This is a genomic window from Kiloniella sp. (assembly GCF_965205715.1).
Classification (GTDB): domain Bacteria; phylum Pseudomonadota; class Alphaproteobacteria; order Kiloniellales; family Kiloniellaceae; genus Kiloniella.
In genome coordinates this window covers 59505-78919 of the sequence record NZ_CBDBHW010000001.1, presented here as the reverse complement: position 1 = coordinate 78919, position 19415 = coordinate 59505, and the positions used below count along the sequence as shown (strand labels likewise).

22 protein-coding genes are annotated in these 19415 nt (G+C 47.5%); 18 read left to right on the top strand and 4 right to left on the bottom strand.

Translation table 11 applies throughout. The features are described from left to right. Nucleotides 1-15 precede the first annotated feature (15 nt). Complete coding sequence (gene tnpC / locus ACOGW3_RS00395) at nt 16-1563, top strand: IS66 family transposase (protein WP_419901110.1); 1548 nt, start codon at nt 16-18, stop codon at nt 1561-1563. Nucleotides 1564-1666: 103 nt separating this feature from the next. Continuing rightward, a complete protein-coding gene (locus ACOGW3_RS00390; protein ID WP_419901141.1) occupies nt 1667-2191 on the top strand; it encodes a hypothetical protein in 525 nt (174 codons plus the stop codon). Nucleotides 2192-2202: 11 nt separating this feature from the next. On the opposite strand, the gene ACOGW3_RS00385 is transcribed toward ACOGW3_RS00390, so the two are convergent. Continuing rightward, on the bottom strand, nt 2203-2724 hold the full coding sequence (locus tag ACOGW3_RS00385; RefSeq protein WP_419901140.1) for a coiled-coil domain-containing protein: 522 nt from the start codon (nt 2722-2724) through the stop codon (nt 2203-2205). Nucleotides 2725-2763: 39 nt separating this feature from the next. Here ACOGW3_RS00385 and ACOGW3_RS00380 point away from each other — a divergent pair, with 39 nt between their 5' ends. The 14 genes from ACOGW3_RS00380 (at nt 2764) to ACOGW3_RS00315 (ending at nt 13894) form a co-directional block, all read left to right on the top strand. Further along, entirely contained in the window at nt 2764-3321 is a 558-nt protein-coding gene (locus ACOGW3_RS00380) for a DotD/TraH family lipoprotein (RefSeq protein ID WP_419901139.1), read from the top strand. Further along, nucleotides 3311-4261, top strand: coding sequence for a type IV secretory system conjugative DNA transfer family protein (locus ACOGW3_RS00375; protein WP_419901138.1), 951 nt, complete (start codon nt 3311-3313; stop codon nt 4259-4261). Before ACOGW3_RS00380 ends, ACOGW3_RS00375 begins: the two co-directional genes overlap by 11 nt. Beyond that, nucleotides 4258-5448 (top strand): type IV pilus twitching motility protein PilT, encoded by a 1191-nt coding sequence (locus tag ACOGW3_RS00370; RefSeq protein ID WP_419901137.1) that lies wholly within the window; start codon nt 4258-4260, stop codon nt 5446-5448. Before ACOGW3_RS00375 ends, ACOGW3_RS00370 begins: the two co-directional genes overlap by 4 nt. Nucleotides 5449-5607: 159 nt before the next feature. Next, nucleotides 5608-5943 carry a hypothetical protein gene (locus ACOGW3_RS00365; protein ID WP_419901136.1) on the top strand — a complete coding sequence of 112 codons (336 nt, stop codon included), beginning with the start codon at nt 5608-5610 and terminating at the stop codon, nt 5941-5943. Continuing rightward, entirely contained in the window at nt 5940-6545 is a 606-nt protein-coding gene (locus ACOGW3_RS00360; RefSeq protein WP_419901135.1) for a TcpQ domain-containing protein, read from the top strand. The genes ACOGW3_RS00365 and ACOGW3_RS00360 overlap by 4 nt, the downstream gene beginning before the upstream one ends. After that, entirely contained in the window at nt 6542-7411 is an 870-nt protein-coding gene (locus ACOGW3_RS00355) for a TcpQ domain-containing protein (protein WP_419901134.1), read from the top strand. The genes ACOGW3_RS00360 and ACOGW3_RS00355 overlap by 4 nt, the downstream gene beginning before the upstream one ends. A 24-nt stretch (nt 7412-7435) precedes the next feature. Further along, entirely contained in the window at nt 7436-8284 is an 849-nt protein-coding gene (locus ACOGW3_RS00350; RefSeq protein WP_419901133.1) for a phage Gp37/Gp68 family protein, read from the top strand. Further along, complete coding sequence (locus ACOGW3_RS00345; RefSeq protein WP_419901132.1) at nt 8281-9153, top strand: hypothetical protein; 873 nt, start codon at nt 8281-8283, stop codon at nt 9151-9153. The genes ACOGW3_RS00350 and ACOGW3_RS00345 overlap by 4 nt, the downstream gene beginning before the upstream one ends. Continuing rightward, nucleotides 9150-9791, top strand: coding sequence for a DotI/IcmL family type IV secretion protein (locus ACOGW3_RS00340; protein ID WP_419901131.1), 642 nt, complete (start codon nt 9150-9152; stop codon nt 9789-9791). Before ACOGW3_RS00345 ends, ACOGW3_RS00340 begins: the two co-directional genes overlap by 4 nt. Next, nucleotides 9784-11202 carry a DotH/IcmK family type IV secretion protein gene (locus ACOGW3_RS00335; protein WP_419901130.1) on the top strand — a complete coding sequence of 473 codons (1419 nt, stop codon included), beginning with the start codon at nt 9784-9786 and terminating at the stop codon, nt 11200-11202. Before ACOGW3_RS00340 ends, ACOGW3_RS00335 begins: the two co-directional genes overlap by 8 nt. Continuing rightward, nucleotides 11199-12416: a DotG/IcmE/VirB10 family protein gene (locus tag ACOGW3_RS00330; RefSeq protein ID WP_419901129.1), complete on the top strand. Its 1218-nt coding sequence runs from the start codon at nt 11199-11201 to the stop codon at nt 12414-12416. The genes ACOGW3_RS00335 and ACOGW3_RS00330 overlap by 4 nt, the downstream gene beginning before the upstream one ends. Continuing rightward, a complete protein-coding gene (locus tag ACOGW3_RS00325) occupies nt 12413-13069 on the top strand; it encodes a hypothetical protein (RefSeq protein WP_419901128.1) in 657 nt (218 codons plus the stop codon). Before ACOGW3_RS00330 ends, ACOGW3_RS00325 begins: the two co-directional genes overlap by 4 nt. Before the next feature lie 13 nt (nt 13070-13082). Continuing rightward, the gene (locus ACOGW3_RS00320; RefSeq protein ID WP_419901127.1) at nt 13083-13442 is read left to right on the top strand and encodes a DUF6750 family protein; all 360 of its coding nucleotides are present in this window, start codon (nt 13083-13085) and stop codon (nt 13440-13442) included. A 38-nt stretch (nt 13443-13480) separates the two neighbouring features. After that, nucleotides 13481-13894, top strand: coding sequence for a hypothetical protein (locus ACOGW3_RS00315; protein ID WP_419901126.1), 414 nt, complete (start codon nt 13481-13483; stop codon nt 13892-13894). Here the strand turns inward: ACOGW3_RS00315 and tnpC (ACOGW3_RS00310) are convergent. The 3 genes from tnpC (ACOGW3_RS00310) to ACOGW3_RS00300 are packed head-to-tail and all read right to left on the bottom strand — an operon-like array spanning nt 13881 to nt 16184. After that, entirely contained in the window at nt 13881-15428 is a 1548-nt protein-coding gene (tnpC, locus tag ACOGW3_RS00310; protein WP_419901110.1) for an IS66 family transposase, read from the bottom strand. The genes ACOGW3_RS00315 and tnpC (ACOGW3_RS00310) overlap by 14 nt on opposite strands. 55 nt (nt 15429-15483) lie before the next feature. Further along, complete coding sequence (tnpB, locus tag ACOGW3_RS00305) at nt 15484-15846, bottom strand: IS66 family insertion sequence element accessory protein TnpB (protein ID WP_419901111.1); 363 nt, start codon at nt 15844-15846, stop codon at nt 15484-15486. Beyond that, nucleotides 15846-16184, bottom strand: a complete 339-nt coding sequence (locus ACOGW3_RS00300) for a hypothetical protein (RefSeq protein WP_419901112.1) — start codon at nt 16182-16184, stop codon at nt 15846-15848. Before ACOGW3_RS00300 ends, tnpB begins: the two co-directional genes overlap by 1 nt. Nucleotides 16185-16331: 147 nt before the next feature. Here ACOGW3_RS00300 and ACOGW3_RS00295 point away from each other — a divergent pair, with 147 nt between their 5' ends. Then, nucleotides 16332-18872 carry a hypothetical protein gene (locus ACOGW3_RS00295; protein WP_419901125.1) on the top strand — a complete coding sequence of 847 codons (2541 nt, stop codon included), beginning with the start codon at nt 16332-16334 and terminating at the stop codon, nt 18870-18872. Continuing rightward, on the top strand, nt 18872-19405 hold the full coding sequence (locus ACOGW3_RS00290) for a hypothetical protein (protein WP_419901124.1): 534 nt from the start codon (nt 18872-18874) through the stop codon (nt 19403-19405). The genes ACOGW3_RS00295 and ACOGW3_RS00290 overlap by 1 nt, the downstream gene beginning before the upstream one ends. Nucleotides 19406-19415 lie beyond the last annotated feature (10 nt).

Here is a 19415-nt window from a genome sequence, read left to right as displayed (position 1 = left end):
TGGTATACTTCGGCTATGTCAAAAGCGCCCATTTCTTTCCCTGAAAGCCTTGAAGAATCACGTATTTTAATAGGTGGTCTTCATGCGCGTATTGATATTCTTGAAGAGCAAAACAGATTATTGCGTCATCAGCAGTTTGCCGCTTCCAGTGAGAAGACATCCCCGCAAGAGCAAGGTCTCTTGTTTGATGAAGCAGAGGAAGCGGCTGAGGACGACACAGGGGCAGAAGACGATGATAAAGAGATCAAAGTTCCAGCTCATACCCGTAAAAGGGGTGGACGCCGCTCTTTGTCAAAAGACTTGCCCCGTGTGCGGATTGAACACGATATCCCCGAAGAAGAAAAGATTTGCGCTTGCGGATGTGGTCTTATGGCCAGAATTGGGGAAGAAGTCACCGAACAATTGGATATAATTCCGGCTAAAATGCAGGTTCTTCAGCATGTGCGTTTCAAATACGCCTGTAAATCATGCGAAGAAGGCGTAACAATCGCGCCCTTGCCACCACAGCCCATCCCCAAAAGCATCGCTTCTGCTGGACTTCTTGCTTATGTGGTAACGGGAAAGTATGTGGATGGCCTGCCTCTCTATCGTATGGTACCTGTTCTGAACCGCTCCGGTGTGGAGTTTAACCGTACATTACTCTCGCGGTGGGTGATCAAATGTGGTGATCTTGTTCAGCCCCTGATTAATCTGTTTACCGACCATCTCCTAAACTACGATATCATTGCCATGGATGAGACTGGCGTTCAGGTCTTGAAAGAACCTGGGAAAAAACCTCAAAGCAAATCCTACATGTGGGGGCAAAAAGGAGGCCCTCCGGACCAGCCAGTGATCCTGTTCCACTACGATCCCTCCAGGGCGGAGGATGTGGCAAGGCGATTGTTGGAAGGTTACACTGGGTATCTTGTTAGTGATGGATATCAGGTCTATCTGAATGTGACATCCGACAGCACAATCATCGGCGTCGGATGCATGGCTCACGCCCGGCGTAAGTTCAATGATGTCATCAAGGCACGGAAGAAGTCCAAAAGGCGAAAACCCGGCCTTGCCGATCATGCCATGGAGGCCATCAGAGCTTTGTACCGCATTGAAAAGCTCGCAAAAAACATGAGCGATAACGAACGTCGGCTATTACGCAAGGAAAAGGCCAAACCAATCCTTAAAGACTTGAGAGAGTGGATTACCAAGGTCAAATCGTCGGTGCCGCCGACATCGTTACTTGGCAAGGCTTTGCACTACATTGATAAGCAGTGGCCTCGGCTCATTCGCTACCTTGATGATGGCCGCTTGCCAATTGATAACAATGAAATGGAGCGCGTAATTAAGCCGTTTGTAATAGGAAGGAAAAATTGGCTGTTCTCAAAATCCCAAAATGGTGCCAAGGCCAGTGCAAATCTTTACTCTATCGTCGAGACCGCCAAGGCTAACGGGATCGAGCCATATTCATATCTTCGACACATTTTTACCCAATTACCTAAAGCAAAAACCGTCGAAGACTTTGAAGCTCTGCTGCCCTGGAACGTCAACAGAAACAACGTAACACCTTACATCATGCAAAAATAGGTGCGGTTAACGTCACGCTCACGTAACAGATGTAACTCGTGTAATTCTAGAAAAACGTTCTCAATTTGTCGAAACCAACTCCTCAATCTCAGATCAGACATCGTTGACAAAAGCCGAGCGAGAGTATGCAAAGACAGAGCTGAAGGCAGGTCGAGACGTAGAAGTTCGCGGAATCACATTATATCCACCCGACCCAGAAGAGTTTGGCCCGCCAGACGATCCAGAAGAGATAGGACCAATGTGGGCCGATGATTATTATGGTGTTGTCCATCTTATGTCAGATAATGGGGATATTGACGAAGCTTTGGACCAAATTGATCGATGGAATGATCCAAACTTTATCCATCCTGCTGCGCCTTTGCCTATTTATGGCGAAACCTATTCAAGTATCCTAAGCCATTGGGATATTGATCCCTGCACAGTTTCAGGCCTCTTTACATTTGTCATAATATATTCTGCCGATGAGGTTTCTCATTTAGAGGGTTTCGGGAGTGGCCCAATTATTTGTACGGGTGGCCCAGCAGAAATTTATGATCCAGAGCTGGATGAGATAATTTCAAGAGACGCTTTTGAGAAAAAAACAGGCATTAAGCTCAACTCTTCCCATAAGCTGGTGGGCGCTCAATGAAATACTTTAACTCAGACGGCAGCAGGAAGATAGCGCAAAGCAGCAAAAAGAAGACCGGCACAGATCACGATCGTACCACCAAGCTTGATAATAATATCTTTGCTCATGGTCTGCATTTCAGAGCGGATCAATTTGTTGTCGGCACCAATTGTAGCTACTTCAGCTCGAACATCCGTAATTTCCGCACGAACATGGACAAGTTCGCTTCGGAACTCTGCTGTCTGATCTGTCATTTCAGCCCGAAGCTCAGCAGATTGTGCTGCAATTTCAGATCTCACTTCTGTGATTTCAGATTTCACTTCTGCGATTTCAGTACGCAGCTCTGCGCCCAGGTCTTTAATTTCTCCGCGAACCTTGGAGAACTCTTTTTCTGTCTGCTTATAATACAGCGCAAGGTCATCCTTGGTGGCCAAACGATCCGTTACAATCTCAGCCTGCAACTCAGCAAGAGCTTCAGCCTGTTCTTCAGGCATACCCGTCGCAACCATCTTCTTAACAAATGCGTGGGTATCAAAAGTAACTATTCCGGCCATCAGGATCTCGTTCTAAATAAAGGCGTAAGCGCCAACACAATGCATAAAAGAGCAGTTCTATATTTTATAACCACACTTTCTAAACTATTCAAATCAAAGTTTATTCCCTTATGCGTCCTCGGCCTAGCCCTGCAAGGCTGTGAAACACTGCAAGACGACTCTTTCTTTAAGGTATTTTCAACTCAAACAAAAAATGATCCTGTAGAAGTTATCTCTCAAACACCTAACCTAACCAAGCTCGATCAAGCCTCGACCACCGCAGCTCATGCCCTTGCAACACTTAGCCGAATTGAATCAGCTAAAACACCTCTCTTAGCAGCAAAAGCGCCAGGATTAATTCCAGATATATTAAAACAACCTGTAACAATCGATTGGACAGGACCTCTCGACGGGGTCGCTCAAAGGCTTGCAACCCTTGCCAGGTACGAGTTTCAGGTTATCGGAAAAACACCTGCCGTCCCCGTTATTATCCATCTGGCAAGTAAAGACATCCCCCTCATAGAAGCCTTTAAAAACACAGGTCAACAAGCCGGCACAAGAGCTTTACTCCGTATAGATACACGCCGCTCAAAAGTGGAGATCATCTATGAAAACTAAATCAATCCTTCTCTCTTTAGGGGTATTCACAGCCCTGACAACTTCAGCATGTACGAGGCCTCTCCCCCAAACAACCATCGTTGCCCCAACGCAACAGGTAGCACCTGTCGCACAGGACGCGGCTGTTGTGCCTGATAACTTCAACACCTTAAGAGAAATCGACTTCGACGCCCATAGTGCAGAAGAGAACGAAGCACTTGATCTGCGCAAAAAAGCACAAAGAGATGCGGCCTTTTCCTATGGCGCCAGAAGCGCTCTTGCCAGGCGCACTTGGGAAATCCAGCAGGAACTAAAACCCAGAATAAAACACCTCGATCAAATCTGGCGCTTCGAAGCACTGGTTATTCCTCAGCCCAGAAATCTTTTTTTGATCCCGCCTGTCGTAGTGGAAACCAGAAACGCTATCGCCATTAATCAAACCGGTAAACTCGCGGTCACATCAGAACGTAGCCTCGATATTATCAAGCACGAACAAATTCTTTCAGTTGCGCCTACGTGGCGTGACTATCTGGAGCGCGAGTGGGGAAATCGAGTGGCTCCGCCCCCCACCGCGCTCCATCCTAAAGACGCAAAAGAAAAAAGCTGGTGGGACAAACATCTTGCCGCAGGTTGGCTCTCGGGGATTGAACAAGCCGAGGAGATTTTTCAAGCCGATCTCGATCTACTCAAACGCGACTTTCACGGAATAGTTCTCTATCGAACTTTACTTGCCAAAAATATGATTTCCGCACCTTACACGGACCAAAACAATAAGGGCGTTATTGGTGGCGGAGACCACCTGCTAATTGGGGAAAGATCCCTGCGGATTACCGGAGGATCCAGTCTTAATCCGGATACAAGCAGCTGGATCGCTCTCCCGGAAGATCAACAAAAAACAGCGCCCCCCACTTCTGGACACTCTTCTGGGTCCTTATTGCCAGGGGAGCCTCAAAGCCAATGAACTCTTTAATCCAACACGCCCCCAAGCAAAAAGCCGCTCAAACACCAAATTTTGTGTGGCCCAAAGCTGCACACCAATTCGATTTGAGCCTGATCTCTGACCTCCTTAAATGGAGCGCAGAACAAGGTGTGTCCGATATCAAGATCGAAGGTGGCCAGCCTGTTCGCATTTACGTAGATGGTCTGGCTTATGCCGTGACACCATACAAAATAGATGTCCATCAGGCCGATCAGATACTCACTGAAATATATAACGAGACCGGGAAAGGATTAATTGCCAATCGGTCCGCAATTGATTTCTCTCACCAGGTAAAAGTTGATCGCTTTAAAAGCTTGCGTTTTCGGGTGTGCGTGGTTGGAACAACTGGACGTGAGCGCACACACGAAATAACCCTGAGATTACTCCCCGAAAAAGCCCCGGACTTTGATGAAATCTCGACAGAGATCCCTATAAGGAAAGCTCTCCTCAACAAAAGAGGCTTAAGCCTGATTACGGGGGAGACCGGAAGTGGGAAGTCTACCTTGCTTGCTGCGACAATCCGTGCGCTGCTCTACAGTGTTTGTGGTCAAATCCAGACTTTCGAAAATCCTATCGAGTTTGTCTTTCATGACATCGATCTCTCCCATAGCTGGATCACCCAAATCGAAATTCCAACTCAAATACCAACCTTTCTGGAAGCCTTGAAAGTCTCTATGAGGCGGTATCCAAAGATCCTTGTTGTTGGCGAGTGTCGGGACAAGGAAACTATTGAAGCCGCCATAAATGCCGCACAGCAAGGATCACCGGTCTACACCACCTCACATACAAAAACCGTCCTGGATACCATCGATCGGCTCGTCAATATTTTTCCAGGACCCGAGCGCGATAGTCGTTCCATCGATATTGTAAAGCAGTTGAATATCATCATCTCGCAACGGCTTGAGACTAACCCAAATGGGGGACGGACAGCCCTTAAAGAATGGTTATGTTTCGAGCACGATCTCGTTGATGAACTTATCCGTACACACAGAAGCAAATGGCACTTTCTCCTAAGAGAAGCCTTTTCCTCCTCAGATCAAAACCAAACCATGCAGACCTCAGCCCAGGTTGCCTATGACAAGGGGCTGATTGAGCAATCAACCCTGCTGTCTATTTTACCTCCAAGGCCGCTTCAGGTCAGTGTTACACAAGAAGGAATGAGCGCGTGAATACAAGCAACATTATACCTCACCTGAAAAAAGGGAAAATTTCCCCATTCCTGAAATCTGTTTTGGATGCTTTTGAGGCCTCTGAGAGACATCCTCACTCAAATATAAATAACGGCCTTGAACGATCCATCAAGACCCTTGAGAAAGAGTGTCCTTAACATGACAACCCACTCTCAAGCTCATTGGCGCGATACGCAGATCCCATGGATGTTCTGGATTTTTGATGGCCATCTGGTTTATCTGATTCTAGGCGCAATTATTGTTCCCACAATCAGCCTGAAAATCATCAGTCTGATCCTGGCGTTTATTGCCATAGGCATTTTAAAGTTTATGGAAGGGCACGGCTTAACCCCTCTGCGGGCTGCAAAAGCAATCAGGGCTCTGGCTGCTGGCAAAAACCGTCCTGCATGGGACCGCGCACATGATCGACGCTCAATAGATCACACCCCCCTGCCCTTTTTAATCAACACCCAAAAAGAGGGAAACTTCTCTTGAATAAAACATTAAAATACCTGCCTCTTTCAGGGTTACTTGTTGTGGCCACCCTAATGGCCTCTCCAACAAGAGCTGAGTTCTCATACATCTCTCCAGATTTAAAGGCACAGGCTCCCGTGATGACTGTTGCTGGCGAGCCTCTGTCACAGGCAACCAACAAAATTATTCCTTCGGGATTTAGTCTTTCCTATGGGCCAAAGGTCACAGGAGCTGAAAAAATCCAATGGCCTGCGAATAAGCCTTGGCCAGAAGCCTTAAAGAAAGGGCTTGGATCTGCCGGACTACAATACGATCGCAAAGATACAAATATTGTGATCACCAGGATACCTCCGGCTCCCAAGCCCAAGCATTCCTGGAACGTACAGCGTGGGCAACTTTTAAGTCAGGTTTTGAATGACTGGGGGAAAGTATCAAAAACCCGCATCCAGTTTTTAACTGATCGTGACTGGCCGATCGCATCCAGTTTTGCCTTCTCCGGTACTTTTGAGAACGCAACAACGTCTCTGCTTAAAGCCCTCTCATCGAGTGACCCCGCGCCCATAGGTGAGCTTACAAACAACAGAAAACTCCTGCTTATTCTCAATCAAGGCTCAAAAAAATGAAAACAAAACTCTTAAACACAGCACTTGCTCTCTCTCTTTTTGGGCTACCTCTGTTAAGCGGCTGTGAAACCATATCCGGGGCTACAGAACCGGCCCCCAAAACCACCCCAAAAGCTATCGCAGCAACAAAATCCCCCGTACAGCCTATTATAACTCCATCTCAATCTCCCACCCCCCTTAAAATTTCAAACGAAGTTTGGCTTGGAGATAAAACTCTGGTACGCGCACCAACCGATCCTTTACCTACCTATTTACAGACACCCCATTCGGTAAACACAACCATCTCTGAACCACAGACCTTGCGGGTTGTTCTGGGAAGGATTGAGGCTGATTTATCCCTGCTACAGAGCGCATTTGGTCAATCACTCGATCAAGAAATGAAGTTTCAAATAGAAGAACGCCCCTCCCGGAGCAATGCCAAAAACATCGATCTGGCCAAACCGCCAACACTTACAATTAACTGGAAAGGGCCACTTAGTGGCCTGCTTGATGGCATATCAGGGAAAACCGGTTACCGGTGGCATTACTCGGCAGAAAAAAACACCGTGACCTTCTACCGGTATCACGACCAGGAGTTCGTGGATAACCAGCCAAAGCCTCAAGGAAAGTGGGCTGTAAACCCTTCTCGACACGCGTCTGTACGTCAAGTTTTGGAAAGTTGGAGCAAACAAAGCGGCTGGACGCTTTCTTGGAGTAATGACTTACCCGATTACACCATCAACTCAAAAGCCAGTTTCAAAGGCTCTTTTGAAGAAGCTGTAACCGCCCTTGCTGAAACAAACAAGACCATCGCTCCCATGGTGCCCTGGTTCTACCACGAAAACAAACAACTCGTTATTCGTCCAGCAAAGGCTGAAAGCTCCTAACCACCAACAAAAGGAGACCATCGCATGGCTCGAAACAGCAAAATCGAATGGTGTGATCACACCTTCAATCCCTGGATTGGATGCACAAAAGTCTCTCCGGCTTGTGATAACTGCTACGCACAAGCCCTAACCAACCGCTTTAAGCAGGTTGAATGGGGGCATGGCAAAAAGCGGAAACTCACCAGCCCAGTTAACTGGAAGCAGCCTTTGTTCTGGAATACGAGAGCAGAAAGGCTTAATCAGCGCTTTAAAGTTTTCTGCGCAAGTCTTGCCGATGTATTTGACCCAGAAGTTCCAAACGAGTGGCGCGATCGTCTTTTTGTTTTGATAAAATCCACACCACATCTCGATTGGCTGGTCCTAACCAAACGACCCAAAATTGCTCGGGATTATCTAGCCAAACATGATTTGATTACCAACCTGTGGCTTGGAACCACCGTTGAAAATCAGAAGATGGCGAATTTACGCATTCCGCTTCTGATCGATACGCCAGCAGCTAAACACTTCTTAAGTTGTGAGCCTCTTTTAGGGCCGATTGATCTGCCTGAAATTCATCATCTGGATTGGGTTATTGCAGGTGGCGAAAGTGGCCCAAAGGCGCGGGCCATGTCCCCGGATTGGGCCAGATCCCTACAAAAGCAGTGTGAAGCAGCAAGCATTCCCTTTTTCTTTAAACAATGGGGAGAGTGGAGGCCACGTTCTGGTAAAATCCTTAAAGGGGGTAATGCAACTCTATCTCACCCAACCGCCATACACCCCGAGGACATAACCTGTGTCATGGAGCGCGTTGGCAAGAAGAAAGCCGGCCAGCTTTTGGATGGTCAAGAATACAGCCAATTTCCAATACCTGCTTGTCTGGAGACCGCGTCATGATCAAAAGGATTGTTAATTTTATCACTTATGTTTTGTGGTCGTCTCTCGCCTTTATCGTTGGTGCTTTTATTCTTGGGGCGGCTTTAGCGCAAGAACAGGGAGCACAAGAACCTGGTTCAATAACCATTCCGCCCAAACCCGAACTCGTTGCCTCCATGCAAGAAAATGGTGCCACGGTTAAATATCTGGGATCAGATCTTGGGCTAAACGGTTGGTTCTTGCAAAAAGACAACCAGGCACAAACGGTTTACTCCACCCTGGACGGAAGTGCGGTTCTCATCGGCCTCCTTTACCAACCCGATGGCACACCCATCACGGGTGTTCAACTTGCCTCAATCAAACCAGACACTTTCCCCGCCCAGCAATCCCCAATAGCCAGGTCCACACAAAAGAAATCTCAAGAACAATCACTGGCCCAATTGGAAGCCCGCCTGGAGGCAGCACCCGGAGCAACATACGGCACTTCTGGTCCCCTCTTTCATATCTTTATGGATCCTCGTTGTCCTTATTGCCACGCCCTTTGGAAAGAAGCCATTCCATTAATTGAGCAAGGTGCTATGCGCCTACACGTTATCCCCGTTGGGCTGCTCGGCAAAGCATCCGCAGAATTATCCGCTTCCATTCTTGGAGGACCGGTCAAAGATAACTGGAACGCGGCCATGCAGACCCCCTCACTCATCAAAAACAAAACAAATGTGAATAACGGCCTGGGGCTGGTCGATGCAAACAACCGTTTGTATTTCGACTGGAAAGGTGAAGGCGTTCCCCTGCTGATATTTGAGAATTCAGGAAAAATCTACATCCACTCCGGCAAACCTGACAGCCTGAAAATACTCGTTCTACAAAGCTCGGGAGGAGCAGTCAATTGAGCCGACGCGAAGATTGGCACATGCAGGCAACCGCCCGTCTAGAACATTATTACAAAGGTTATCACCTTTGGCGCATGGTTGCTTTTACCGGGGTTGGAACAGCGGGTATTCTGGCCATGACTTTATTCGGGCTGATCTTTCTCTGGAGCCCAGAAGACAAGTTTTTTCCTGTTGGGCCAAATGGAGAAGTTATCCCGATCCAGCCTTTGACGTCTCCGAACCGCTCAGACGCTCAGCTACGGGCATGGACAATAGAAGCCGTCATGGAATGCTCAACATTCGGATTTCACGACTTTGCTCTACGCCTGGAGCAATGCCGCGAATATTTCACAAATGATGGATATCAAGGCTATCGAAATGCCCTGAATAATCCTGCAAACCAAATCGAAGAACGCATTATCGATAAAAGACAAGTCATGTCTGCTGTCGCTTCTGGTACGCCTCAGATTATCAACAAAAGTAAACCAGATGCTCCTGTCCACTGGTGGAGAGTAGAAATCCCGGTCACGCTCACCTTTGAAAAGGGCAACAAAACCAAAACCATCCGGCAAAAAATCGAACTCATCATTACCAGGGTTGATACATCAGAACGTTTGTCTGGCATCGGAATTTCACAATGGAGAGCCAAAAATGACTAAATCACTTCGTGATCTTTTAGTTGTAGGGAGCTTTTGTCTGCTTCTCGCGGGTGCTTCTGCAACGGCGGCAACAACCACTCCCAGTGGTCCCACCACTGGGGGTGTTCCTAATACTGGGGGTGTTCCTAATACTGGGGCCACTCCTATCTACAGTGAAAGCTCCACGTCAGACGGACATAGCAGGATTACCCTAAAATGGGGGGCGCCTATTGGGTGGGAAATCAAAGCACCACAAGGCCCGGTACACAAAATTGTCTTTTATAAAGAAAGCCTGGTTGATCTCAATAATATCAATATCGCGGCTTTACCAAATGTGTTGGATATCCAGCAACAGGTGGTTACGGGTGCATTGGAGATGACCCTAAAACTAACAAAAGGATCAGCCCTCAAAGTTGGCTGGTCTAATGGCGCAAGCCAGATTGATATTACATCCGCTGCGGCTCTCTCATCAAAGGGGCCGACCAGTCTGATTTATAACAAGCAAAGAGAACAACGCCAAAGCGCAAGCAGAGTAACGCCAACGACAATAACATCCGAAAGAACAACTTCTACCACAGAGGATAAAGCCATTTTAGCTCCGCCTCCGCCCCCCGACTTGGCTTTTGAGGGCGCCCTTGATGAATTACTTCCTCTCGCACCGGAGCAAATAATTACATTTGGCCAGTCTGTTAAAGATGTTGAGGACGCCGTTAACCAAGTTCAAGGCCCTGCGCCTAAAGCCGTGGTTAGAGCTTTACCACTATCTCTCCAATCCGATGCTTTGGTTCAGACCATTCATCTGGCAAAAAACCACATTACAACATTGGTTTTTCTGGATGCGACAGGGCAGGCGTGGCCGATTAATTCTGTGGCGGTTGGAGAGGCTTTTACAATCGTCGGGTTTACGTCACAGGCAGAGTCACAAACTTACGATTTGGAAGGAGCGCATGAAATACGCCTCATCCCTAAAAAAGCACTCCCCTTTGGCAACATTAGCATATCACTTAGAGATCTCCCAACACCCGTTGTGCTCAAACTTGTATCAGGCAGATCCGAGGCCGATTACCGAGTGGATGTCAGGCTTGGGTCTTATGGGCCAAATGCCCAAAAGCCCATTATCGATGTACCCGATGAGATCCAAAGTATCGATCAGACCATATTAGCCTTCTTAACGGGAGTACCACCAGTATCTGCTCAAAAGCTCTCCGTTACCGGAGCTGAAGCAAATACAAAAGCCTGGGAACACGCGGGGCAGTATTGGCTTAAAACAAAATATACGGTGCTTTCTCCGGGATATACCAAACGTGCAGGGGCAATTGACGGCACTTTTGTCTATGCCATGAGGTCAACACCGAGCATTACCGTCTCCGATGATGGCCGGATTAGGAAATTACGTCTGGTAAATAAACAAAGCCTGGAGATAATTCAATGAGCGATGAAAACAACCGGGATACCTCAGAAGACACTCCCGCCCTTACATCTCACCCTAAAGACACGCAAAGTACTGCCCAGATAGAGCCTCCGTTCTGGAAAAGACGCCCCTCGCTGATAACCATGGTTATTGCTCCCATTGCCATCGTTGGGATTATAGCCATCGGAATAAGCATCTTTAGTACATACCTTAAAGATGATGATGCTACGCCCAGTTATTTATCCAAACCTGCTGTTGTTAAGAGTGATGTCGATCAAAATGGCTCCGCTGTTTATGAGCAATCTATCCGAATTGCTGACGAACAGGCTTATGAGAAAGCTGAACAGGATCAGGAAAGCCATCTGCCTAACGTGGCCGGATCATTTGATCAGCAAGAAACCTCTCTAATTAACACCCCTTCTACGCCCGAAAATACCATATCAGACTATTCGCAAGAAACAGCCCCCCCTGAAGACTACAGCCAAAAACAGGCCCGTATGGTTTTAGCCATGAAAGGCTTGCTTGCCGGCCCCTTAAAAGCAAAGACAGCCACCTATGCCTCCTTGCAAAACGACAATCGAAACCAGGTGTTGGAAAATCAGGCTGCAAGAGACACACAAGCAAACAAAACTATTCCACAGACATGGCTGATTGCACCGGGGAAAGTATTTTATGGCCAGATTGTTACAACGGTAAACTCGGATTTGAGTTCGCCGGTTATTGCTCAAATTCTTCAAGGGCCCTTAAAAGGGGAAAGGCTAACAGGGACCTTTCAAAAATCCAGAAACCTTGTGGTGATCAAGTTTGATCAGCTTTCCTACAAAGGACAGTCACTTGCTGTAAATGCTTATGTTGTTAATCCTGACACCAGTGAATTTGGGGTCGCGGATGATGTGGATCACCATTATTTCGAGCGCCTGGTTCTCCCCATCGCAGCCGCAGCACTGCAAGGTGTTGCACAAGGATTTTCGCAACCTCTCACCAATGTCAGTATTAACGGAGACCTTGTAGTCTCTGAGCAAGAAAGACCTGATCTTAGTGATCAGGCGATTAATGCCGCAGGAGCGGTGGGTAAAAAATATGGAGAAATATTACAACAGGACAATCAGATAACCGGGCCAACCATTTGGGTAAATAGCGGATCCCCTGTTGGCATTGCCTTTATCAGTGGAGTGTCTGTACCTGGCATAGTGCCTGCTCCAAGCGGGGTGATTGCCTCGGGTGTCCCTAAATGAAACAATCACCCCTCTCTTTAAGGGTTTTCTCCCTGCAAAAAGTATCTACGGCTTTAGCTATCGTGTCTATAGCGTTTGTTTTCACAACGTTTATGCCAACAGCGGCCTTTGCCGCGCCCACCATAGATAGCATGTTAACATCGCTGCTGACTTCTATTGATGCGCCGTTACGTGGTTTGCTTGGTATTGTTTGTTATGTCCTGGCCATTGCTTTGGTCATGCGCGGGCTCTTACGTATTCCCAAACACGCAGAGCGACACGGATCACAGATATCCATACCAGGTACAATCATGTCACTGGTTGTGGGCGGCGTTCTCATCACACTCCCCTCTCACCTTGATCTCTTTAGCCAATCCCTCTTTGGCAGTGACAGTTATTCCTATGCATCCTTTGGATCGAATACCGCAGAGAGTGAAGGACGCAAGGCAGCCCAACAAATTATCAAGGTTGTCCTGCGCTTTATCCAGATCGGCGGACTGATCTGGTTTATTTCAGCCTGGTTTAATCTGCTCGATGCCAGTGATGGCAAAAGAGGCAAGACTTTCTCAGGCGGTATTTTCCGGCTTTTTGCCGCAACAGCCTGCTGGAATATTTTCAGCGTTATCTCAGTCGTCCAAAACACCCTCAAAATCGATATTTTAGAAATCACATAAAGTGGAGCCATTTATGTTTAGCACCCTCAAAAGAGTATTTACGACCTTTCTCGCAAGTACAGGATTTTATCTCTCGACATCAAGCCTTGCTCACGCAGCAACCCTGAATGAAGTATTTACAGCTCTCGCAGAATCACTCTCCTCGCTGCCAACCCTGCTTTCCATCATCTGTTATGTGGTCGGGATCATTCTTGTCATTTCAGGTTTTGCCTATGCAAACAAGGCCAAGAATTTCCCCCAACAAGCCGAGGTGAGTACAGGTATATGGAGAATAGTTGTCGGTGTATGTCTGATCATTTTACCCACGATTATCTCTGCCGTTGCCGGCTCTTTTGGGACCGCCGCATCCGCTCCTGGTATCCCAACCTTTTAACCCCAGAAACATACGCCAAACAAACGAAAGCCGCTCACATGTTCAGATCTTTACAAAGCTCCATACAAGAAAGCTGGATTGCTCTAACCAAGAGCACTGCTGAAAGCTTCATTGATCTGGAATGTGCTGCGGATGCCACAACCCTTGCCACACACAAGGGTGCTCTGATGTCCATGTTCAGGATTAACGGCTCCCGTAGTCTACCTGGATCCAAAGAATTTGATCTTATGATCTCCAACATATCAACTGCTCTGAACGGCCCTATGTCCGAGTATGGCCAAGCTGTTCAAATCTTCTTTGGACGATCTCCTGATATCTCCTCAAGCGCCCTTGAAAATCTCATGGCTCCTGCAAGATCCGGGGCTGATATCGCCGGGCTTGATTTACACGACATTCTCGATACCAGAGGAAATACCGTGAGCGTGACGTTAACCGCACCTATTTTTGCATGATGTAAGGTGTTACGTTGTTTCTGTTGACGTTCCAGGGCAGCAGAGCTTCAAAGTCTTCGACGGTTTTTGCTTTAGGTAATTGGGTAAAAATGTGTCGAAGATATGAATATGGCTCGATCCCGTTAGCCTTGGCGGTCTCGACGATAGAGTAAAGATTTGCACTGGCCTTGGCACCATTTTGGGATTTTGAGAACAGCCAATTTTTCCTTCCTATTACAAACGGCTTAATTACGCGCTCCATTTCATTGTTATCAATTGGCAAGCGGCCATCATCAAGGTAGCGAATGAGCCGAGGCCACTGCTTATCAATGTAGTGCAAAGCCTTGCCAAGTAACGATGTCGGCGGCACCGACGATTTGACCTTGGTAATCCACTCTCTCAAGTCTTTAAGGATTGGTTTGGCCTTTTCCTTGCGTAATAGCCGACGTTCGTTATCGCTCATGTTTTTTGCGAGCTTTTCAATGCGGTACAAAGCTCTGATGGCCTCCATGGCATGATCGGCAAGGCCGGGTTTTCGCCTTTTGGACTTCTTCCGTGCCTTGATGACATCATTGAACTTACGCCGGGCGTGAGCCATGCATCCGACGCCGATGATTGTGCTGTCGGATGTCACATTCAGATAGACCTGATATCCATCACTAACAAGATACCCAGTGTAACCTTCCAACAATCGCCTTGCCACATCCTCCGCCCTGGAGGGATCGTAGTGGAACAGGATCACTGGCTGGTCCGGAGGGCCTCCTTTTTGCCCCCACATGTAGGATTTGCTTTGAGGTTTTTTCCCAGGTTCTTTCAAGACCTGAACGCCAGTCTCATCCATGGCAATGATATCGTAGTTTAGGAGATGGTCGGTAAACAGATTAATCAGGGGCTGAACAAGATCACCACATTTGATCACCCACCGCGAGAGTAATGTACGGTTAAACTCCACACCGGAGCGGTTCAGAACAGGTACCATACGATAGAGAGGCAGGCCATCCACATACTTTCCCGTTACCACATAAGCAAGAAGTCCAGCAGAAGCGATGCTTTTGGGGATGGGCTGTGGTGGCAAGGGCGCGATTGTTACGCCTTCTTCGCATGATTTACAGGCGTATTTGAAACGCACATGCTGAAGAACCTGCATTTTAGCCGGAATTATATCCAATTGTTCGGTGACTTCTTCCCCAATTCTGGCCATAAGACCACATCCGCAAGCGCAAATCTTTTCTTCTTCGGGGATATCGTGTTCAATCCGCACACGGGGCAAGTCTTTTGACAAAGAGCGGCGTCCACCCCTTTTACGGGTATGAGCTGGAACTTTGATCTCTTTATCATCGTCTTCTGCCCCTGTGTCGTCCTCAGCCGCTTCCTCTGCTTCATCAAACAAGAGACCTTGCTCTTGCGGGGATGTCTTCTCACTGGAAGCGGCAAACTGCTGATGACGCAATAATCTGTTTTGCTCTTCAAGAATATCAATACGCGCATGAAGACCACCTATTAAAATACGTGATTCTTCAAGGCTTTCAGGGAAAGAAATGGGCGCTTTTGACATAGCCGAAGTATACCAAATTTATACTCTTCAAAACAGTATAAAGTGCTGTAAATATTTAATATATCTCCGAATAATTTACAGGCTTATGCTCTTTCACATGACGGAGGTCAACACCATCCAGCAACCAGTTCAATTGGCGACCACTGAGCTCTATACGGGCTCCTTTGCTCAAGTGTCGTGGCCAATGAAACCGATCTTTTTCAAGGCTCTTTTGCCACAAACAAAATCCGTTTTTCTCCCAGTAAAGTAACTTGACCTTGTTGCTTAGACGATTAGAAAAAACAAAGAGGTAGCCAGAGAATGGATCAAGGCTGAGGATGTCGTCAACAAGCATCGACAAACCATTTATGCCGCGACGAAAATCAACGGGATTTGCGCAAAGATAAATGACGGGCAAAGCATCTGAAGGCCGCCGCATCACAGACCTTCAAGTGCATCTACAATAGATGTTAAATCCGATGTTCTCCCCGAAACAGGCCATTTGACTTCTAGCCCGTTACGAAGGCAAACCTGACAATACAATAAGCCTGGGCCATCAGCTGAACCATTTACAATCTTGTGTAAATTTTCATCTCGACTAGAAACAACAAAAAGACCCCGCTTAACAAGCTCCCCCTTTTGATGATAAAAATCCTTCAGGTCAAGATCGTGTGCCTCGGCATAAGCTTTCATGCCCACCCCGTTTAACTCACACGAACGCGCATGCTCAAGCCAATGGAATTCTGTTCGCGATAAATCGTTCTCAATTGCTGACATTAAACGCTCCATTCAAAAGAAAAATGAAGCATAACCATTATTCATTAGCTCAAACAGATGCGGTTAACGTCACGCTCACGAAATACCCTCACCAATTTCCTCTCGGAAGAAACCCTTTTGCTTTGTTGCTGGACCCATCCCGCTGCAATGAACTCGGAAGAAGCCAACCGCAACAAACAAGAAGATATCAAAAAGGGACTGGATTGGCCTGATCGCAGATCAAAGATCGCCATGGATCCCACAGCAACATCAGAGGTACTGCGCCCCAGGCACGATAGCTTTGTCGGGAGTGTCAAATATGCCCTGACCGGTGAGGGAGGAAACCTTGAAGCTGACCTTCTGGATAAACGCCAGACCCTAAACGAGGTGCGTAAAGGCATACGACCTCAATTCACCTCCCCCGAATGGGAGCCCATACTTGATGGGGATCCAATACATTTTGTAGAACCTGGCATTGCCACACCCAACGATTTTTCAACCTGCCTTTGGCCAAAACTGGCCCACCAGGTTTGTGATACGGATTTTACAATTGTGAATAGTCAGTGCGTAGAAGCGGATGGTTGGTTGTGGTCACCAATTGATATGACCCGTGTCCCCGCCTCCCAACGCCCCTTTGGTGAACTTATTGGGCGCCTGGCTGGGTTACGTGTGCCCTTTAGAATGTCCGTGCTCATCGAGGGCGCGGGAGAGATGAATTACAAACGCCGGATGGCTGCGGCATTACGGATCACAAATTCGAGTAACCGTTTGGTAAGTGAGGCCATTGATGTCCAACTCTCCCGTGCACAAAAAGGAGAAGCTATCGTCAGGTTCAGATGTTCTCTGGCAACCTGGACAGAGGACGGCGTTCTAAAAACCTTACGCCACAATGTTGCTCATCTTGAACGGGCGGTTCAGGGCTGGGGACGTGCAGAAGTCACTTCAAAAACGGGGGATCCCCTCGAAGCACTTTTTGCCACAACACCGGGGGTATCCTGTAGTGGGACGGGAACTCCCGCAATTACATCTTTGGGAGATGCCCTCAAAATGTTGCCTCTGCAACGCCCCGCCTGTCCTTCAAAGGCCGGAACACACATATTTAGATCCAAAGACGGTAAGCCCTGGCCTTATAGACCGGATACCGGGCTATCTCCCTTTGTCTTTGACATTATCTACGGCAAGCCTGGTATGGGAAAATCTGTGCTGCAAAACTCAATGGCCTTCTCCTCCATCCTTGGGGCAAAGAGTAAAAAGCTACCCTACATGGCAATTCTGGATATCGGGAAATCATCTTCTGGGTTGATATCAATGATCAAGGCTGCCTTACCCCCGGGACGTCAGCATGAAGCAGAATATATCAAGCTGACCATGGATCCTTCCATGGCCGTCAATCCCCACGATACCCAACTTGGTTGTCGCCTCCCCATGACCTCGGAAGCCAAATACCTTCAGGGGCTTTATAGCCTGTTGGTATCAGGTCCAAACGAAGAACCCTCACAGGATATGACGGATCTCATCTACAATGTTATCGATGAGATGTATCGGATATTTTCTGATGACCAGGAGAACAACAGCCCCAAAAAATATACCACCAGTGCTGATATGGCAGTTAATGCCGGCCTTAATGAACTTGGGTTTGAAATAGACAGTGAAACTCTTTGGTGGGAAGTTGTCGATTACCTGTTTGAAAGGGGCAAGATTGAGCTCGCCTCAAGAGCACAACGATTTGCGGTACCTGTATTAAGTGACGCTGTTCGCGCAGCAAACAGTGATCGCGTTTCAAATCTTATGAAAAATACGAAGGTGAGCGGCGAAAGCATCATCGATGTTTTTAACCGGCGGATTAACAACGCTGCTAAAAGATATCCCATTCTGTCACGAGAGACCTTCTTTGATTTGGGAAGTACCCGTATTTGTTCTCTCGATCTTGCTGAAGTAACCCAAGGTACTTCTGATGCTGACAAGCATCAAACATCCATCATGTACATGTTTGCCCGGCATGTTCTGGTACATCACTGGTGGTTTGATCTGGATATGATTTCCTCTGTTCCTCCTCTGTACAAACCTTGGCATCAAGCCCGGATCAAGTCACTGCTCGGCATGTCCAAAAGACTTATGTACGACGAGTTTCACAGAACCGGTAATGCGAAAGCTTTCATCGAGCAAACAATCCGTGACGTGCGAGAAACCAGAAAACTCAATGTACAGATATCAGTTGCAACCCAGATGCTCGATGACTTTCCAAAAGAAATGATCGATCTCGCATCTGGTACCTGGATACTCGGTCTGGGTGGAAATGCCGATCCTATTAATGAAGCTCTCGAAAAATTCAATCTAAGCGAGACAGCGAAATCAATTCTACGACATGACCTCGGCCCCCCAACAAAAGAAGGCGCCACTGTCCTAAGTCTTAGTGGTGGGGGAGATGGAAAATCCCGATTTGAACAGCTCCTCTTTAACTCCCTGGGAGCAACCGAGCTTTGGGCATTAACCACCACACCTGAAGATGTGGCTCTGCGTGATGCTCTCTCAAGCAGAGTGGGGGCTGTGCGTGCCCGAGAGATACTAGCCAAAAACTACCCAGATGCTTCTGCAAAAGCAGAGATCACTCGATTAGTTGATGAGCGCACACGGCTTGGGGAAATTGCCCACGCGACAAACGAAGCTGTAAGCGCAGACCTTGCTGATAAATTGGAGACACAGAGATAATGCACCGAAATCAAGTTACATCGACTGAGCCCAGATATGCACAAATAGAGGTTTCAGTATCCGGGAACACACTGATTATTCAGAGTACGGGATCAGGTGAGCCTGTTACGTGCAATGTAAATCTCGATCGCTATGTGCAATTTAACTTCACCCTGAAAAAAGACGACTTTGTACACGAAGGTACTCATTTATACCTGGTCGTAGATGGCATGGAGACAAATCTAGGTCCTGTCCCTGAAGGCTTCGATATTTTATCCCTCTACAAGAGACTTGGTTCGAAAAAACCGTCCAGCATCCCTCAAGGGGAAAAAACAACGGGTCTTGGGAAAATCCCCCAACTTCCCCTTTACGGGTTTGCTGTACTTGCCCTGCTCGCAGTTGGAGGCATCAGCCAATACTTTCTATCACAAAACACCACTGGTCCATCTTATCGCCTCCAAGCAAGTTCCTATGAACCCGTCCAACCCATATCGCCAACTTTTCCAAAGACAGAAAACCAAACAGTTTCTGCTCAGGAATGGCTCGCACGATAGCTCCACGTTA

Excerpts from the sequence above, each read along its gene's own strand:
- ACOGW3_RS00325 (WP_419901128.1), top strand. The coding sequence starts at position 12,413 with ATGAAACAATCACCCCTCTCTTTAAGGGTTTTCTCCCTGCAAAAAGTA.
- ACOGW3_RS00365 (WP_419901136.1), top strand. The coding sequence starts at position 5,608 with ATGACAACCCACTCTCAAGCTCATTGGCGCGATACGCAGATCCCATGG.
- tnpC (WP_419901110.1), bottom strand. The coding sequence starts at position 15,428 with ATGTCAAAAGCGCCCATTTCTTTCCCTGAAAGCCTTGAAGAATCACGT.
- ACOGW3_RS00335 (WP_419901130.1), top strand. The coding sequence starts at position 9,784 with ATGACTAAATCACTTCGTGATCTTTTAGTTGTAGGGAGCTTTTGTCTG.
- ACOGW3_RS00290 (WP_419901124.1), top strand. The coding sequence starts at position 18,872 with ATGCACCGAAATCAAGTTACATCGACTGAGCCCAGATATGCACAAATA.
- ACOGW3_RS00380 (WP_419901139.1), top strand. The coding sequence starts at position 2,764 with ATGCATAAAAGAGCAGTTCTATATTTTATAACCACACTTTCTAAACTA.
- ACOGW3_RS00300 (WP_419901112.1), bottom strand. The coding sequence starts at position 16,184 with ATGTCAGCAATTGAGAACGATTTATCGCGAACAGAATTCCATTGGCTT.
- ACOGW3_RS00385 (WP_419901140.1), bottom strand. The coding sequence starts at position 2,724 with ATGGCCGGAATAGTTACTTTTGATACCCACGCATTTGTTAAGAAGATG.
- ACOGW3_RS00315 (WP_419901126.1), top strand. The coding sequence starts at position 13,481 with ATGTTCAGATCTTTACAAAGCTCCATACAAGAAAGCTGGATTGCTCTA.
- tnpB (WP_419901111.1), bottom strand. The coding sequence starts at position 15,846 with ATGCGGCGGCCTTCAGATGCTTTGCCCGTCATTTATCTTTGCGCAAAT.
- ACOGW3_RS00375 (WP_419901138.1), top strand. The coding sequence starts at position 3,311 with ATGAAAACTAAATCAATCCTTCTCTCTTTAGGGGTATTCACAGCCCTG.
- ACOGW3_RS00295 (WP_419901125.1), top strand. The coding sequence starts at position 16,332 with ATGAACTCGGAAGAAGCCAACCGCAACAAACAAGAAGATATCAAAAAG.
- ACOGW3_RS00320 (WP_419901127.1), top strand. The coding sequence starts at position 13,083 with ATGTTTAGCACCCTCAAAAGAGTATTTACGACCTTTCTCGCAAGTACA.
- ACOGW3_RS00330 (WP_419901129.1), top strand. The coding sequence starts at position 11,199 with ATGAGCGATGAAAACAACCGGGATACCTCAGAAGACACTCCCGCCCTT.
- tnpC (WP_419901110.1), top strand. The coding sequence starts at position 16 with ATGTCAAAAGCGCCCATTTCTTTCCCTGAAAGCCTTGAAGAATCACGT.
- ACOGW3_RS00370 (WP_419901137.1), top strand. The coding sequence starts at position 4,258 with ATGAACTCTTTAATCCAACACGCCCCCAAGCAAAAAGCCGCTCAAACA.
- ACOGW3_RS00350 (WP_419901133.1), top strand. The coding sequence starts at position 7,436 with ATGGCTCGAAACAGCAAAATCGAATGGTGTGATCACACCTTCAATCCC.
- ACOGW3_RS00345 (WP_419901132.1), top strand. The coding sequence starts at position 8,281 with ATGATCAAAAGGATTGTTAATTTTATCACTTATGTTTTGTGGTCGTCT.
- ACOGW3_RS00355 (WP_419901134.1), top strand. The coding sequence starts at position 6,542 with ATGAAAACAAAACTCTTAAACACAGCACTTGCTCTCTCTCTTTTTGGG.